The organism is Maribacter zhoushanensis, assembly GCF_029350975.1.
GTDB classification, from domain to species: Bacteria; Bacteroidota; Bacteroidia; order Flavobacteriales; family Flavobacteriaceae; genus Maribacter; species Maribacter zhoushanensis.
In genome coordinates, this window is the sequence record NZ_JARKMR010000009.1 from 38,760 (window position 1) to 53,520 (window position 14,761).

Here is a 14,761-nt window from a genome sequence, read left to right on the forward strand (position 1 = left end):
TTGTATGAAAGAATATAAAGTTGAAACCCTTATTTTTTACTCGAAATTTACATTTGACAAAAATCATTTAGCAAAATCATCGAATAAAGAAATTCAAGAAAAATTGAACGAATACGCTAAAAATGGCTGGCGTTTAGTATCCACCGATACTACTGAATTTGGATTGGCAATGTATATTTATTTATATTTTGAAAAGTAGAAAACACAAATACAACATCTAGTTTAGATATCCCTGAAACAGCTAAAATCGTTTCAGGGATATTTTATTTTATGGCTACATGGCATCGTTCCCAACAAATTCGCATCTTTTGCGTTTAAAATAGAAGACACTAAACTGTTAGTGCAAAAACCACCACCAATGCCAAACAACCAAGATCAAATAAATGCATTAATGCAAAAGTTAGAACTGCTTTTAAAAAAGCAGCAAGACTTTAATATTGAGGTAAATGAAATTCGCAGGGATATTCAAATTCTTAGAAATACTCAGGCAATAAAATTCAACGAAGAGCCTACCGAACAAACAACTAAACCTGAAGTGGGAAGTATTGAAAAAGAGGCTTCAATAACTGATAAAGCAGTAGAAATTGAAACACCTGCTCCTGTTCAAGCTCCAATAGAAATTGCTTCTATACAAGAAGAACCTAAAAAGATTCCTGAAAAGAAAATAAAGCTTCCAAAAGGCAAATCTAACCTAGAGAAATTTATTGGAGAAAATCTTATTAATAAAATTGGAATACTAATTACCGTAATCGGTGTTGGTATCGGTGCAAAATATTCTATAGAAAATAATTTAATTAGTCCGCTGACCAGAATTATATTAGGCTATTTGGTAGGCTTAGGGTTATTAGGATTTGGATTTAAATTAAAAGCTAAATACGAAAGTTACAGTGCTGTACTTGTTAGTGGGGCCTTAGCTATTTTGTATTTCTTGACATTTATCGCTTATGACCTTTATGGTTTATTTCCGCAAATGGCAGCCTTTGGCATTATGCTACTGTTCACCGTCTTTGGTGTAGTAGCCGCAATTAATTATAACAAACAGATTATTGCACATATAGGTCTTGTTGGGGCTTATGCCGTTCCATTTCTATTAAGTAATGATTCTGGTAATGTCACAGCCCTATTCAGCTATATTGCCTTAATCAATATTGGACTATTAGTTATTTCGTTTAAAAAATACTGGAAAGCCCTCTACTATGTAGCCTTTGCTTTCACTTGGCTTATTTATGGTTCTTGGTATATATTTTCAAGTTATAGTGAAGATTTCACTTTAGGCTTTGCTTTTTTAGCGATATTCTTTTCATTATTCTACGCTACATTCCTAGCTTTTAAATTAATAAAATCAGAAAAATTTCAAGTTGGTGATATTCTTCTCATCATGCTTAATTCTTTCATTTTCTATGGTTTTGGCATTGCCTGGCTATACGATCACGAAGGCGGCGAATTTTATTTGGGCTTGTTTACCTTATTAAATGCAATAATCCATTTTGCCGTAACCGTGCTAATTTTCAAAAGAAAATTAGCAGATAGAAAGCTGTTCTTTTTAACTTCTGGCTTTGTACTCACTTTTATAACAATTGCGGTACCTGTGCAGTTAGACGGTAACTGGGTAACACTTATTTGGGCTCTTGAAGCTGCTCTTTTATTTTGGATAGGACGTACTAAAAAAGTAGGTTTCTATGAATACCTATCATATATTTTAGCAGCCTTGGCATTTTTAAGTCTTACATTAGATTGGGCTGAAACCTACTCTTGGCGAATTACTTCTTATAACTGGAGTTTAATTACAAACACTACCTTTTTAACTTCTATACTTTGTGCAGCTGCATTTGGCTTCATGAATTGGATTCAAGTAAAAAACGACCTTGAAAAGAAGTCTGTGGTACAAAAGATTATGCTCATAGGTATACCCGCCTTGTTACTGAGTACTTTATACTTTGCGTTCTATCTTGAAATTGAACAGTATTGGAACAATGCATTTCAAGCATCAAAAATAGAAATATCAGATAATGATAGTTACTACCCTGAATTCAACTATAATTTAAAAGACCTGAAATCAATTTGGATCTTATTATATTCAATCTTTTTTATAAGTATTTTAAGTTTAGCGAATATCCATAAAATTAAAAATAAAATATTGGGTATCGCAACTTTGATTGCCTCACTATTTATTACGTTGACATTCTTAACAGACGGACTATATACCTTAAGCGAATTACGAGAAAACTACCTAACACAAGAGCTTGCCGAATATTATAATATAGGTATATACAACATCTATATTCGGTATATCTCCTTTGTATTTTTTGCTTTATTATTGTTTGTTATTTACAAATTAGCTCAACAACAGTACTTTAAATTCAATTATAAAATTCCGTTTGAAATTCTGATGCATACCGTAATTATTTGGGTAGCAAGTAGTGAATTACTGAATTGGATGGATTTATCTGGCTCTAACCAATCTTATAAACTAGGGCTCAGTATTCTCTGGGGTATTTACGCACTTTTATTGATTGCTCTAGGCATATGGAAAAAGAAAAAACACCTACGCATTGGTGCTATTGCGCTTTTTTCCATCACATTGATCAAATTGTTTTTCTACGATATATCATCATTAAATACCATCTCAAAGACCATCGTATTTGTTTCTCTAGGTGTTCTTTTATTGATTATTTCATTTCTTTACAACAAATACAAACACATTATTTCAGATGATTCAAAATAATAAACTACTGGTAATGCTTGCCTTTGTGATGACTTCTTTCTGTTTCGGGCAGATGGAACAGTACTCTAATAAAATAGAATTAAAGGGTATAGAGAATCAATGGCATGCCATAGATATACCAAATGATGTATTTTCAGAAGTGAATACCAATATGAGTGACATTCGTATTTATGGGGTCACCGCTAACGATACTATTGAAGCACCTTACCTTCATAAGGTTTCTAAAGCAGAAAATTCTAATTCAGAGATATCTTTTAACCTACTGAACAGCGTTAATAACTCTAAAGGTTATTTCTACACCTATGAACTGCCGCAAAAAGAAACCATTAATGAGATACTATTAAATATACAAGACCTAAATTTTAATTGGGAAGTAACTCTTGAAGGAAGCCAATATCAGAAGCAATGGTTCACTATTCTTAAAGACTATCGTATATTGTCAATTAATAATGACCAAACTAATTATTCGTTCACCACATTAAAGTTTCCCGATGCCAATTATAGATACTATAGAATACAGATTAAAAGCGCTGAAAAGCCGAATCTAACATCAGTAAACATTCTTAAAAAGGCAATAAAGGCTGCGGAATACCGTGATTATAAAATAGAGACTTTTAAAGTCACCCAAGAGGAAAAGAAAACTATAATAGATATTGATTTAAACAAGCGAGTTCCTTTAAACTTACTGGAACTAACCGTTGATGACAACATTGATTATTACAGATCTGTCTCTATTCAATACTTAGCAGATAGTGTAAAGACCGAAAAAGGGTTCTATTATAATTATAGCCCCTTGGCTACTAGAACACTTTCATCTATGGAAGATAATAGTTTTCAATTACCAGGTACGTTAGCGAATAAAGTGCGAGTAATTGTGTTGAACAACGACAATCAGCCATTAAAAATATCAGGAGCAAAGCTTAAAGGGTATATACATACATTGACCACAAGGTTTATAGAACCAGCTACTTACTATTTAGTTTATGGTAAGTCTAATACTAATTTTCCTAATTACGATATTTCAAAAACTACGGTTTCTTTACCTAAGAATATTACTAAACTAGACTTTGGTAACGTAATCAAAATACCTAAACCAGTACTTGAAACAACCAATCCTCTTTTTGAAAACAAATGGTGGTTGTGGGTAATCATTGGTGTTGTGATCGCCTTGCTTGGCTATTTCACTATTGGTATGATGAAGAAGGAGCTATAGATTATTTAAAACAAACCTTTTTCTTATAAGCCCATAGCTAACTCAATATCAACAATATTTTTTGTATTACCACGAGCAACAGCAAACTCTATTTAGGTTTTAACACTAAATAGAGCAATAAAATTTAGATTACTACTGACATTACTGATCTCTTCAGATAATTCTGAAAATTAGTGCGGATTTAAGCTATGCTACCTAGTAAGCTAAACTATGAAACCGGTTCACCGTAAAGGTCAAAATCAGCTGCCTCTGTAATCTTTACATTGACAAACTCACCTTGTTTTACGTAATGCTTAGTTGCATCAATTAAAACCTCGTTGTCTACATCTGGCGAATCAAACTCAGTTCTTCCTATAAAGTGATTTCCTTCTTTACGATCTATTATACAACGAAACGTCTCCCCTACTTTCTTTTGGTTCAATTCCCAAGATATTTGAGATTGTATTTCCATGATAATATTAGCACGCTCTTGTTTTACTTCTTCCGGAACATCGTCTACCAAAGTATAAGCATGGGTATTTTCTTCATGACTATAAGTAAAACAACCCAAACGCTCAAAACGCATAGAGGTTACCCAGTTTTTAAGAATCTCAAAATCTTCTTCAGTTTCACCAGGGTACCCAACAATTAATGTAGTCCTTATTGTCATTTCTGGAACAGCGGCCCTAAACTCCTTAAGTAATTTCGTTGTTTTGGCTTCTGTAGTACCACGACGCATACTTTTAAGAATACGGTCAGATATATGCTGTAACGGAATATCTAGATAGTTACAAACCTTTGGTTCTCTGTTCATCACATCTAACACATCCATTGGGAAACCTGCAGGAAATGCATAATGCAAACGTATCCATTCTATTCCTTCAACCTTTACCAAAGCTTCTAAAAGTTCAGCAAGATTTCTCTTCTTGTATAAATCTAGCCCATAATATGTAAGATCCTGGGCTATCAAAATCAGTTCTTTTACGCCTTTAGCCGCAAGTTTTTCTGCTTCCGTCACCAATTCTTCTATAGGTGTACTTTTGTGTTTACCTCTCATTAAAGGTATAGCACAGAACGAACAAGGTCTATCACAACCTTCTGCAATTTTTAAATAGGCGTAGTTCTTAGGTGTGGTCGTTAAACGTTCACCTATCAACTCATGCTTATAATCTGCTCCTAAAGCTTTTAATAAACCTGGCAACTCACTGGTACCAAAGTATTCATCTACATTAGGAATCTCTTTTTGCAAGTCTGGCTTGTAACGTTCACTTAAGCAACCAGTAACAAAAACTTTATCTACGGCACCATCTTCTTTCTTTTGAACATATTCTAAAATGGTATTAACACTTTCTTCTTTTGCATTAGCGATAAAGCCACAGGTGTTAATTACAACTATATTTCCTTCTTCTTCATGCACAACTTCTTTGTCGTTAGCCTTTAATTGGCCCATGAGTACTTCAGAATCATATACATTCTTTGAACAACCTAGAGTTACTACGTTGATTTTGTTCTTCTTAAGGGTTTTTGTCCTCATAATATAAATTGGGGTGCAAAAATACGATTTGGCTATTTAAAAACGTTAGATATGGACAAATTTACTTGTAATCTTTATTTGATTACAGTTTATGTATACCCAAATCTTAAATTAACCATGAAATTCTCCCAATATTTCAGGCTATTTGCCCTATCGTTAATTGTAGCCTCATGCTCAAGTGATTCTGAACCTACTTCAGAAACTGGCAAGAGTGGTACACCACCCGTAACAGCTACATTACCTACAGAAACATATTTTCCACCCATTTCAAGAGCTAATGAATGGGAAACCATATCTATGGAAACATTAGGTTGGAACGAAGACGAAGTAAGCAACCTATATTTCTTCTTAGAAAATAATAACACCGATGCCTTTATTGTACTAAAAGATGGCCGCATAGTTATTGAAAAATACTTTGGCGATTTTAAGTCAGATGATAATCATGCATGGAATTCTGCCGGAAAAAATTTAACGGCCATGTTAACCGGTATTGCTCAAGAAGAAGGGTATTTTGATATTACAGACACTACCTCTACCTATTTAGGCGAGGGTTGGTCTAGCATGCCTTTAGAACAAGAATTGAACATCACCATAAAAAATCAATTGACCATGACTACGGGTCTAGATTACAACATGGATGATATTTTCTGTACAGAGCCAGAATGCCTGTCTTATTTAAATGACCCTAGCACTTTTTGGTATTACCATAATGCACCATACACATTACTTGATGATGTTATTGCTAATGCTACGGAAACCGATTTCAATTCCTATTTCTCAGAAAAAATAAAAGAACCAATAGGCATGCAAGGCTTATTTATTGAAATAGGCTATAATAATGTATTCTTTAGTTCCGCTAGAAGCATGGCACGTTTTGGTATTTTAAACTTAAACGAAGGTTATTGGGACGGACTCTCTATTCTTTCTGACCAGAGTTACTTTAACGCCATGACCAATACTTCTCAAAATTTAAACCTTTCTTACGGATACCTGTATTGGTTAAATGGTAAGAGTAGTTTTAGATTACCTAGTTCTATTGAAGAATATTCAGGCAGTTTAATACCAAATGCACCTGATGACTTATATGCCGGCTTAGGGCTCAACGACCAAAAATTATATATGGTTCCAAGTTTAGATTTAGTGGTTGTTCGTATGGGCGGAGCCAGTAATGAAGAACTATTAGGTCCTTCTAGTTTTGATAATGAAATCTGGGGATTACTAAATGCTATTATGGAGCAATAGATTTTTCCATTTTAAAATACCATCTGGCATGACCTATTTAATACATAGCGAATAAGTATCCTTACTTTTGTACAAAATTGCAAAATGAATTTTAGAAGCATTGCCGAAGCAAGATATACGACTAAAAAATTTGACCCGACAAGAAGAGTTCCCGATTCGCAAATAGCGGATTTAAAACATATATTAAAACTAAGTCCGTCTTCTATTAACAGCCAACCTTGGTTGTTCACATTCGTTTCTAACAAACAGGTGAAAGATGAATTAGCTAATGCTTCATATTCAAATGCATCCAAGATTAAAGATGCCAGCCATTTGGTAGTATTTAGTGTAATGGATAATCTGGAAGAATTTGAAAAGCGGGTCGAAGAAAATCTACTTGAAAACTCTATAAAATTTTACAAACAATTTGTAAAAACTCAACCCGAAGAGAAAACCATAAATTGGTTATCTCAACAAGTCTATATCACTTTAGGGTTCTTCTTAGCTGCCTGCGCAAGCATGGAAATAGATTCCACACCTATGGAAGGTATTGAACCAAAAAAGTATAAAGAAATTTTAAATATTGAAGACCATAAAGTACTCTTTTCAGTTGCTTTGGGCTACAGACATTTAGAAGATGACACACAACCTAATTTAATAGGTAAATCTCGTTTGGCGGCAGATACCGTGATACAATCTATTGATTAAACAATTTTTATTAAACTTCTTTAGAAAGCTCAAATACCGTTATTTCTGGTCTTACATTAAAACGAACTTGTCGTAAACAACCTAAAGCACTATTAATATATAAGGTTCTACCATCTTTTAAATCTTTTACACCGGCATCGTAATTTTTATTTTTAACCGGTAAAATAAGTGGTGGCAAAAAAGGTGGTTTTACTTGTCCGCCATGAGTATGACCTGAAAGTATCCAACCTTTAAAGTTATTCCACACAGGTAGATCACATACATCCGGATTGTGACATAGGGTAATATTTGCCAATTCAGGATTGTATTTTGCCATAGTTTTTTCGGGGTAAAAATTACTTCCCCAAAAATCATCCATCCCTAAAAAATTGAGTCCGTTTATCTCTACCGCATCATTACGTAACATAGTTACCCCTGAATCTTCTAAACTTTCTGTAATATTTTGCGCAACCGGCTCTTCTACAAAATCAATCCCGTAATCATGATTTCCTAAAATACCAATGGTTCCTAATGACCCTTTAACCACATATTGCAGTACCTCTTGTAATTGTGTTATTTGCTCATTATCTTCATAGGTAACATAATCACCTGTATATACCACAAAATCTGGATGTAATTCTTGAGCTTCTTTAAATGAATCTATTATGTACTGATAATCAAAAGAATTACCGATATGAATATCACTGATTTGCATTACCGTTTTACCAACTAGCGCATCTGGTAAATTTTTTAAAGGCATTTTTAAATACACAAAATGCATCCAAAACGGTTCTATCTGCCAACTATATAATCCCGTCAGCAAACCTAACCCAGCTACCCACCGAAAAGTCTTTTTTATAAAACCCCTTCTTTTCATTTTAAGCCATCAAATTTAGTTTTGGTAGTCTTTTGGCAACACTCGATTTGGAAACTTTTCTTCATAAGATTTCCCTAATCTCAACAAATTTGCTTCTGAGAACTGTTTTCCTATAAAAGTCAAACTAATTGGCTCTCCCGTATTTTTATAACCCATTGGCACGGTTAAGGCTGGATATTTAGCCACAGCTGCATAACCAGCATGATAATTATTAATTGAGAGTACAGCATCTAGCTTGTGCTTATCCATCGCATTATCAAAGAAAGTGCGTCCGTTTTTTTCAAGATTAGATTTTATCTCCTCTAATTCAGCAGTTGTAGTAGAATCTGAAAGTATACCATTGAACAATGCTTGCCCGTAGGGTATTCTCACCAACGAATCTTGATTATTAAAAATAACCGCATCTGTAACTGAAGAAATTTTCACCAATTTAGGGTCCGTATATTCTTTTAGATACGACTTCAAATCGTTACGCATATCAATATTTAAAATGCTTAAAAAACCATTCATAGCAACTTCTGGCGGTGTAAATTCAACTATGGTAGCACCAGCTTCTTTTAAATCCTCTATGGTCTTTTTGTAAATACTATCGGTTTGTATCAACTCTTTAATTGCACCTAATCTCATATCAGAAAATGGAATTGGATGTAACCCAGCCGATAAAACACCAGGAAAATTATCTTCAACAGAAGCGGAATCTAATTCATCATAACCCAACATTGCCGATAATAAGATTGCATTGTCCTTTACATTTTTTGTCATTGGACCAGAAGTATCTAAAGTACTAGAAATAGGAACAATACCAGACCTACTTAACAATCCTATTGTAGGTTTTAGACCTACTACAGAATTTTGGCTACTTGGCGACAATATAGACCCAGAAGTCTCAGTACCTACCGCCGCAACTGCATAATTAGCTGCTACAGCAGTTCCACTTCCAGAACTTGAACCGCCCGTTTCAAAAACTCTTCGTCCATATGGATTTAGAGTTTGACCACCATAGGCACTATACCCCACAGGGCAACCTGAGCATAAAAAATAAGCCCATTCACTTAAGTTGACCTTACCCAAAATCAAGGCTCCGTTCTTTTTTAATTGCTGAACTATAAACGAATCATCTACTTCATTATCCATTAAAGCAATTGAACCCGCAGTAGTTTTCATACCTAACGTATTAATGTTGTCTTTCAACAAAATAGGCATACCATAAATGGGATGTTGAATTTTCGTTACCACCCCCTTTTCACTTAACCTATCTAACTCTCGTGCTTGTTCTATTACATCTTTATTTAAAGCAATTACCGTATTTAAGGTAGTAGTATTATCCAGTTCATATTTATAGATGCGATGCAAATAAAACAAAACCAGATTTTCATAAGTAAGCCTACCTTCTTTGATATGATTTCGAATTACAAAAATATCTTGCTCCAAAATCATAGGAAGCAACTTCTGATACTCCGCTTCCGTCAGCTTAGAAACTTCTTCGTATAGCGGACTAAATACTTCATTTTTATCTAAAATCTTAGATTGTATCAACTTGTATTGCATGCGTCCATTTTCATGATCGGCGTTAGCAGCAACTTCAATAGAATCGTTATAAGGTGTCCAAAGAACTACTTCTTCTTTATTTTCCTGCTCATTTTTACAAGCACTCAATAAAATGATGACTAATAACAAAAAATACTTTTTCATACGATTATCTATTTGTTTGGTGTAATGCTTTCCAGCGCTCAATATCATTTTTGTTCAAGCGAACAAATTCATCTTTACCTTCTTTTTCAGCTAACTTGATAGAAATGTTAGATGCCTTAATAGCAGCTTCATAATTTTGTAAATCTCCTAATATTAAAGATCGTACTCTATGAAAGTAATAGGTATCACCCCGCAGTTTAATTGCTTTATCAACATAACTTAGCGCTTCTTGCAACTTTAAACCTTGTTCTTGATAATATCTTGCAATTTCATAATACGTCTGTGCCGTAGGAGCATTTGATAGCATTTCAACTATCTGGTCTTGCATGATAGACTTCGTATCAAAGTTTACAGGAAAAGCAATTTGAGTAGTTCCCCAATTTAAATGTATAGATGCTCCGTTATGACCAATATCATCGAACGAAATTAGAAAAGTCTCTTGAAAATCTTGTTTGTGCGTAGGTACAACCCCAATTCTTAATGCATCTTCTTTGGCATTATATTTTGCCCTGCCATCACCCCAATGTGTAATATTATTATGAAAAACTATTTGCCATTCTTCTTCCTCAGGAAAAGCATATAAGGCATAAGTACCTTTTTCAAGTTTCTTACCATTAACCAATACATTGGTACTAAAAGTAATTTTCGTAGACTCATTGGCTCCTACCCTCCAAATACGACCGTTTGGCACCAGACCAGGTTCTCCGTTAGGTTGATTACCAAATAAAGTGCGACCCTTGGCAGACGGCCTAGAATATTCTATAGTAATTTTTGAAAGTCCAATTTCTTGTTCAATCTTGGCAAACGGACTAGCTTTTGGGTGGTTCATTTGCCCCCTGCTCAGATTACATAATAAAAGAGGAAGTAAGAACCAGCCGTATCTCAATTTTAAATTTTAAAGAATGAATCTACAAATTCATGTTTATTGAATGCCTGTAAATCTTCTATACCTTCCCCTACACCAATATACTTCACCGGTATTTTAAATTGATCAGATATTCCAATAACCACACCACCTTTTGCCGTACCATCTAATTTGGTAATTGCCAAAGCAGTTACTTCTGTAGCCTTTGTAAATTGTTTTGCTTGCTCAAATGCATTTTGACCTGTAGAACCATCTAGCACCAACAATACTTCATGCGGTGTATCTTCAACTACTTTTTGCATGACACGTTTAACCTTGGTAAGCTCGTTCATTAAGTTCACCTTATTATGTAAACGCCCTGCAGTATCTATAATAACAACGTCTGCATCTTGAGTGACAGCAGAACTTAAGGTATCAAAAGCAACAGAAGCGGGATCACTACCCATTTGCTGTTTTACGATAGGAACATCTACCCTATCTGCCCAAACCTGTAACTGATCAATAGCAGCTGCCCTAAAAGTATCTGCAGCACCTAATACCACTTTTAAACCTTGGTTTTTAAATCTATGTGCCAGCTTACCAATAGTGGTTGTTTTACCAACACCATTTACACCAACTACCATGATTACATATGGTTTTTTATCTTTTGGTATTTGAATATCGCCAGTTTCGCTGTCATTGGTTTCAGAAAGAAGACCAGCAATTTCAGCTCTTAAAATAGAATTTAGCTCATCCGTACCTACATACTTGTCACGAGCAACTCTTGCTTCTATTCTTTCGATTATCTTTAATGTAGTATCTACACCAACATCTGAAGAAACCAGTACCTCTTCAAGATTATCAAGTACGTCATCATCTACTTTTGACTTACCGGCAACCGCTTTTCCTAACTTAGAGAAAAAGCTAGTTTTAGTTTTTTCCAAACCTTTATCCAAGGTTTCCTTTTTCTGAGAAGAAAATATTTTTTTAAATAAGCTCATTGTTTATCCTATGGTTATTCAAATATAAAAATTAAAAAGCCCCTTTCGTAGGAAAGGGGCTCAATAACTACTAAAAGTTATATTTCTTATTTCTTGGCAATCCAAGCATCTACCAATTCTGGTGGCATTACTTGTTCTACAAAAACGTAAGCACCTGATTTTGGTGACTTAACCATTTTTATAGCTTTTGTCAATCTTTTAGAACTTGTCTGTAAACTTGCTACGGTCTTCTTAGCCATGACTTATATTTTTTGTGATTCTCTAAAGTGAAAATCTATTTAATTTCTTTATGAACGGTCATTCTCTTAAGAATAGGATTGAATTTTTTAATTTCCAATCTCTCAGGAGTGTTCTTCTTATTCTTGGTAGTGATATATCTTGAAGTACCTGGTTGACCAGATTCTTTATGCTCGGTGCATTCTAATATAACTTGTATTCTATTACCTTTCTTTGCCATCTTATCGCTCTATTTTCCAGATTACTTAATAACGAATCCTTTTGCTTTTGCTTCTTTTAAAACAGCAGATATACCTTTCTTATTGATACTTTTTAAAGCTCTTGTAGAAACTTTAAGTGTTATCCAACGGTCTTCTTCTGGAATGTAAAAACGTTTCTTAGATAGATTTACATCAAATCTTCTTCTAGTTTTATTAATGGAAAACGAAACATTGTTTCCAAACATCGCCTTCTTACCCGTAATTTCACAAACTTTTGACATCGTGCTGACTTTTTCTTTTAAACAGGGTGCAAATTTATATCTTTTTTATCGTTCCAACAACAATAAAGATCACATTTTTAAAATTTCTTTTTGAAGGAGCTCAAATGCCTTATTTACAGACTTTTCCACAACTCTCTCACGGGTGCTTCCCATTTGAAATTCTTTCACGTATTTAGACTTAGGACCATCTATCGCTATAAATACCGTTCCTACCTCTGCATTAGAATCTCCTTTTGTTGGTCCTGCATTCCCAGTCGTAGCTATTGCAAAGTCGGTTTTCATCAATTCTTTTGCCCCTTTTGCCATTGCCAAAGCAACTTCCGCACTAACAACAGAATGTTGTTCTACAACTTCCTTAGACACATTTAATACATTAATCTTTGCCTCTGTAGCATAACTGACAACGCTACCTTTAAAATAATTAGAAGCTCCGGGCATTGAAGTAATTTTCTCCGCAATTTTACCTCCCGTAAAACTTTCTGCGGTAGACAAGGTCAAATTTTTACCGGTCAACATTTTAGCAACGATCTCCTCTAAACTTTCATCATCTTCAAGTCCAAAGATAATATCGTTAATCAACGGATATAATTTTTCAATTTCGGCGCTCATTGCAGATTCCAGTTCATCAAAATCAGGTCCCTTACTAGATAAACGTAACCTCACCTTGCCCAAATTAGGCAAATAAGCTAATTTAATATGAGAAGGCAACGCATCTTCCCAAGCTTCTATGCGCTTGGCAATTGCACTTTCACCCATACCATAGGTAACTACAGTTCTATGGATGATATGTGGTCTTTTATAATAAGATGCCAATTTAGGAATCACAGATTCAGTCATTAGGCGCTTCATTTCAAAAGGCACACCGGGCATTGAAATAAATGTAACCTCATTTTCCCTTATCAACATTCCAGGAGCTGTACCATTGGCATTATGCAAAACCTCAGCCTTACTAGGCACCAAGGCTTGCATTCTATTAATATCGGATATTGGGGTGTTACTTATATATTTTGCAAACAATTCTTCTACATGTGCCAGCACTTCTGCGTTCTCAACAAGTTGATCATTAAAGAACTCGCATAAAGTGTGTTTGGTAATATCATCTTTAGTAGGTCCTAGCCCACCGGTAATGATGACGACATCTACACGTTCTGATGCATCTTTAAAAGCATTTAACAAATGCGTGCGTTCATCTTGTATTGAAGTAATTTGATAAACGGAAATGCCTATTTTATTCAGTTCTTTACCAATAAATGCGGAATTGGTATCTATAACTTGACCAATGAGAATTTCATCGCCAATTGTAATTATTTCGGCAAGCATTATAACTGAAAGTCATTTTTTAATTCTGCCACAACCTGATTTATATCTGTCTTTAGCATTGGAAATCTTTTTTCAATCTCAGCCATATTTGCCTCTTGCTTACCCAAAGTTTCTAATTCTAAGGCTATGGCACGTGTTTGTTCCATTCCTAACAAATCTACATTTGGCTTTATTTTATGCGCAAGTTTATACACTTGGTCATGGTCTTTTTCTTCAAGGGCTTTTTCTAAAGCTTCTAAATCTTCAGGTACTTCTTCCAAAAAAACAGATATAACAGAATTTATAAAATCCTGATCCCCCTCTGCCATCTCGTTAATCTTATCCAGGTTATAAATCATTATTTAATTTTTAAGGTAAAAAGCTCTTTATCTTCCAAACTACCCGTAAGATAGTCATTTGGACTTATTTTCCCAACACCCGCAGGTGTTCCGGTAAAAATAATATCTCCTTTTTTTAACATAAAGAACGTTGAAACATAGGCAATTATTTCATCTACCTTCCAAAGCATTAGACTTGTATTGCCTTCTTGCACGACCTGGTCATTTTTTGTAAGCTTAAAATTAAGGTTATTAATATCCTTGAAATCAGTTTTAGGCAACCATTCTCCTATTACCGCAGCACCATCAAATCCTTTCGCTTTTTCCCAAGGCAGCCCTTTTTCTTTTAATTTAGATTGCAAATCTCTTGCCGTAAAATCAATTCCCAATCCAACTTCATCATAATATGTAGGCGCAAATTCTTTACTGATATGCTTACCAACTTTTTTAATTTTCACCAAGACCTCAACTTCATAATGCACATTATCCGAAAATTCTGGAATATAGAAATCTTGCTGTTTTGGCAATACCGATGAATCTGGCTTTATAAAAACAACCGGTTCCTCTGGTCTTTCATTCTTAAGCTCATTAATATGTGCCGCGTAATTTCTACCTATACATATAATTTTCATT

Annotated in this window: 16 protein-coding genes; 5 read left to right on the forward strand and 11 right to left on the reverse strand. The window is 34.4% G+C overall.

Going from position 1 to position 14,761, the window contains the following annotated elements:
• The first annotated feature begins 4 nt into the window (after positions 1–4).
• The 3 genes from PXD56_RS17770 (at position 5) to PXD56_RS17780 (ending at position 3,938) form a co-directional block, all read left to right on the forward strand.
• Entirely contained in the window at positions 5–199 is a 195-nt protein-coding gene (locus PXD56_RS17770; protein ID WP_276494675.1) for a DUF4177 domain-containing protein, read from the forward strand.
• Positions 200–358: 159 nt separating this feature from the next.
• Positions 359–2,725, forward strand: coding sequence for a DUF2339 domain-containing protein (locus PXD56_RS17775; RefSeq protein ID WP_276494676.1), 2,367 nt, complete (start codon positions 359–361; stop codon positions 2,723–2,725).
• Entirely contained in the window at positions 2,712–3,938 is a 1,227-nt protein-coding gene (locus tag PXD56_RS17780) for a DUF3999 family protein (protein WP_276494677.1), read from the forward strand. The genes PXD56_RS17775 and PXD56_RS17780 overlap by 14 nt, the downstream gene beginning before the upstream one ends.
• A gap of 208 nt (positions 3,939–4,146) precedes the next feature.
• Here PXD56_RS17780 and rimO read toward each other — a convergent pair whose 3' ends face one another.
• Positions 4,147–5,451: a 30S ribosomal protein S12 methylthiotransferase RimO gene (gene rimO / locus PXD56_RS17785; RefSeq protein ID WP_276494678.1), complete on the reverse strand. Its 1,305-nt coding sequence runs from the start codon at positions 5,449–5,451 to the stop codon at positions 4,147–4,149.
• A gap of 51 nt (positions 5,452–5,502) precedes the next feature.
• On the opposite strand from rimO, the gene PXD56_RS17790 reads away from it, so the two are divergent.
• Positions 5,503–6,693 (forward strand): serine hydrolase domain-containing protein, encoded by a 1,191-nt coding sequence (locus tag PXD56_RS17790; RefSeq protein ID WP_276494679.1) that lies wholly within the window; start codon positions 5,503–5,505, stop codon positions 6,691–6,693.
• An 84-nt stretch (positions 6,694–6,777) separates the two neighbouring features.
• Positions 6,778–7,380 carry a nitroreductase family protein gene (locus PXD56_RS17795; protein WP_276494680.1) on the forward strand — a complete coding sequence of 201 codons (603 nt, stop codon included), beginning with the start codon at positions 6,778–6,780 and terminating at the stop codon, positions 7,378–7,380.
• 10 nt (positions 7,381–7,390) lie between these two features.
• On the opposite strand, the gene PXD56_RS17800 is transcribed toward PXD56_RS17795, so the two are convergent.
• From PXD56_RS17800 to PXD56_RS17845, 10 genes are all read right to left on the reverse strand, one after another.
• Positions 7,391–8,236, reverse strand: coding sequence for a metallophosphoesterase (locus PXD56_RS17800; RefSeq protein ID WP_276494681.1), 846 nt, complete (start codon positions 8,234–8,236; stop codon positions 7,391–7,393).
• 15 nt (positions 8,237–8,251) lie between these two features.
• Positions 8,252–9,928, reverse strand: coding sequence for an amidase family protein (locus PXD56_RS17805; protein WP_276494682.1), 1,677 nt, complete (start codon positions 9,926–9,928; stop codon positions 8,252–8,254).
• Positions 9,929–9,932: 4 nt separating this feature from the next.
• The gene (locus tag PXD56_RS17810) at positions 9,933–10,757 is read right to left on the reverse strand and encodes a DUF2911 domain-containing protein (RefSeq protein ID WP_276494683.1); all 825 of its coding nucleotides are present in this window, start codon (positions 10,755–10,757) and stop codon (positions 9,933–9,935) included.
• Between the two features lie 59 nt (positions 10,758–10,816).
• Positions 10,817–11,773 (reverse strand): signal recognition particle-docking protein FtsY, encoded by a 957-nt coding sequence (gene ftsY / locus PXD56_RS17815; protein ID WP_036155858.1) that lies wholly within the window; start codon positions 11,771–11,773, stop codon positions 10,817–10,819.
• Positions 11,774–11,859: 86 nt separating this feature from the next.
• Positions 11,860–12,012, reverse strand: a complete 153-nt coding sequence (locus PXD56_RS17820; RefSeq protein WP_071340023.1) for a DUF4295 domain-containing protein — start codon at positions 12,010–12,012, stop codon at positions 11,860–11,862.
• A 35-nt stretch (positions 12,013–12,047) separates the two neighbouring features.
• Positions 12,048–12,230 (reverse strand): 50S ribosomal protein L33, encoded by a 183-nt coding sequence (rpmG, locus tag PXD56_RS17825; protein ID WP_058105695.1) that lies wholly within the window; start codon positions 12,228–12,230, stop codon positions 12,048–12,050.
• Positions 12,231–12,251: 21 nt separating this feature from the next.
• Positions 12,252–12,491: a 50S ribosomal protein L28 gene (gene rpmB, locus PXD56_RS17830; protein WP_036155860.1), complete on the reverse strand. Its 240-nt coding sequence runs from the start codon at positions 12,489–12,491 to the stop codon at positions 12,252–12,254.
• Positions 12,492–12,560: 69 nt separating this feature from the next.
• The gene (locus PXD56_RS17835) at positions 12,561–13,811 is read right to left on the reverse strand and encodes a competence/damage-inducible protein A (protein ID WP_276494684.1); all 1,251 of its coding nucleotides are present in this window, start codon (positions 13,809–13,811) and stop codon (positions 12,561–12,563) included.
• Positions 13,811–14,149, reverse strand: a complete 339-nt coding sequence (locus PXD56_RS17840) for an Hpt domain-containing protein (RefSeq protein WP_276494685.1) — start codon at positions 14,147–14,149, stop codon at positions 13,811–13,813. The genes PXD56_RS17835 and PXD56_RS17840 overlap by 1 nt, the downstream gene beginning before the upstream one ends.
• Positions 14,149–14,760 carry a fumarylacetoacetate hydrolase family protein gene (locus PXD56_RS17845; protein ID WP_276494686.1) on the reverse strand — a complete coding sequence of 204 codons (612 nt, stop codon included), beginning with the start codon at positions 14,758–14,760 and terminating at the stop codon, positions 14,149–14,151. Before PXD56_RS17845 ends, PXD56_RS17840 begins: the two co-directional genes overlap by 1 nt.
• Position 14,761 lies beyond the last annotated feature (1 nt).

Bases quoted from the DNA above. Each gene is read 5' to 3' on its own strand.
- PXD56_RS17770 (WP_276494675.1), top strand. From the start codon at position 5: ATGAAAGAATATAAAGTTGAAACCCTTATTTTTTACTCGAAATTTACA.
- PXD56_RS17775 (WP_276494676.1), top strand. From the start codon at position 359: ATGCCAAACAACCAAGATCAAATAAATGCATTAATGCAAAAGTTAGAA.
- PXD56_RS17780 (WP_276494677.1), top strand. From the start codon at position 2,712: ATGATTCAAAATAATAAACTACTGGTAATGCTTGCCTTTGTGATGACT.
- rimO (WP_276494678.1), bottom strand. From the start codon at position 5,451: ATGAGGACAAAAACCCTTAAGAAGAACAAAATCAACGTAGTAACTCTA.
- PXD56_RS17790 (WP_276494679.1), top strand. From the start codon at position 5,503: ATGGACAAATTTACTTGTAATCTTTATTTGATTACAGTTTATGTATAC.
- PXD56_RS17795 (WP_276494680.1), top strand. From the start codon at position 6,778: ATGAATTTTAGAAGCATTGCCGAAGCAAGATATACGACTAAAAAATTT.
- PXD56_RS17800 (WP_276494681.1), bottom strand. From the start codon at position 8,236: ATGAAAAGAAGGGGTTTTATAAAAAAGACTTTTCGGTGGGTAGCTGGG.
- PXD56_RS17805 (WP_276494682.1), bottom strand. From the start codon at position 9,928: ATGAAAAAGTATTTTTTGTTATTAGTCATCATTTTATTGAGTGCTTGT.
- PXD56_RS17810 (WP_276494683.1), bottom strand. From the start codon at position 10,757: ATGAACCACCCAAAAGCTAGTCCGTTTGCCAAGATTGAACAAGAAATT.
- ftsY (WP_036155858.1), bottom strand. From the start codon at position 11,773: ATGAGCTTATTTAAAAAAATATTTTCTTCTCAGAAAAAGGAAACCTTG.
- PXD56_RS17820 (WP_071340023.1), bottom strand. From the start codon at position 12,012: ATGGCTAAGAAGACCGTAGCAAGTTTACAGACAAGTTCTAAAAGATTG.
- rpmG (WP_058105695.1), bottom strand. From the start codon at position 12,230: ATGGCAAAGAAAGGTAATAGAATACAAGTTATATTAGAATGCACCGAG.
- rpmB (WP_036155860.1), bottom strand. From the start codon at position 12,491: ATGTCAAAAGTTTGTGAAATTACGGGTAAGAAGGCGATGTTTGGAAAC.
- PXD56_RS17835 (WP_276494684.1), bottom strand. From the start codon at position 13,811: ATGCTTGCCGAAATAATTACAATTGGCGATGAAATTCTCATTGGTCAA.
- PXD56_RS17840 (WP_276494685.1), bottom strand. From the start codon at position 14,149: ATGATTTATAACCTGGATAAGATTAACGAGATGGCAGAGGGGGATCAG.
- PXD56_RS17845 (WP_276494686.1), bottom strand. From the start codon at position 14,760: ATGAAAATTATATGTATAGGTAGAAATTACGCGGCACATATTAATGAG.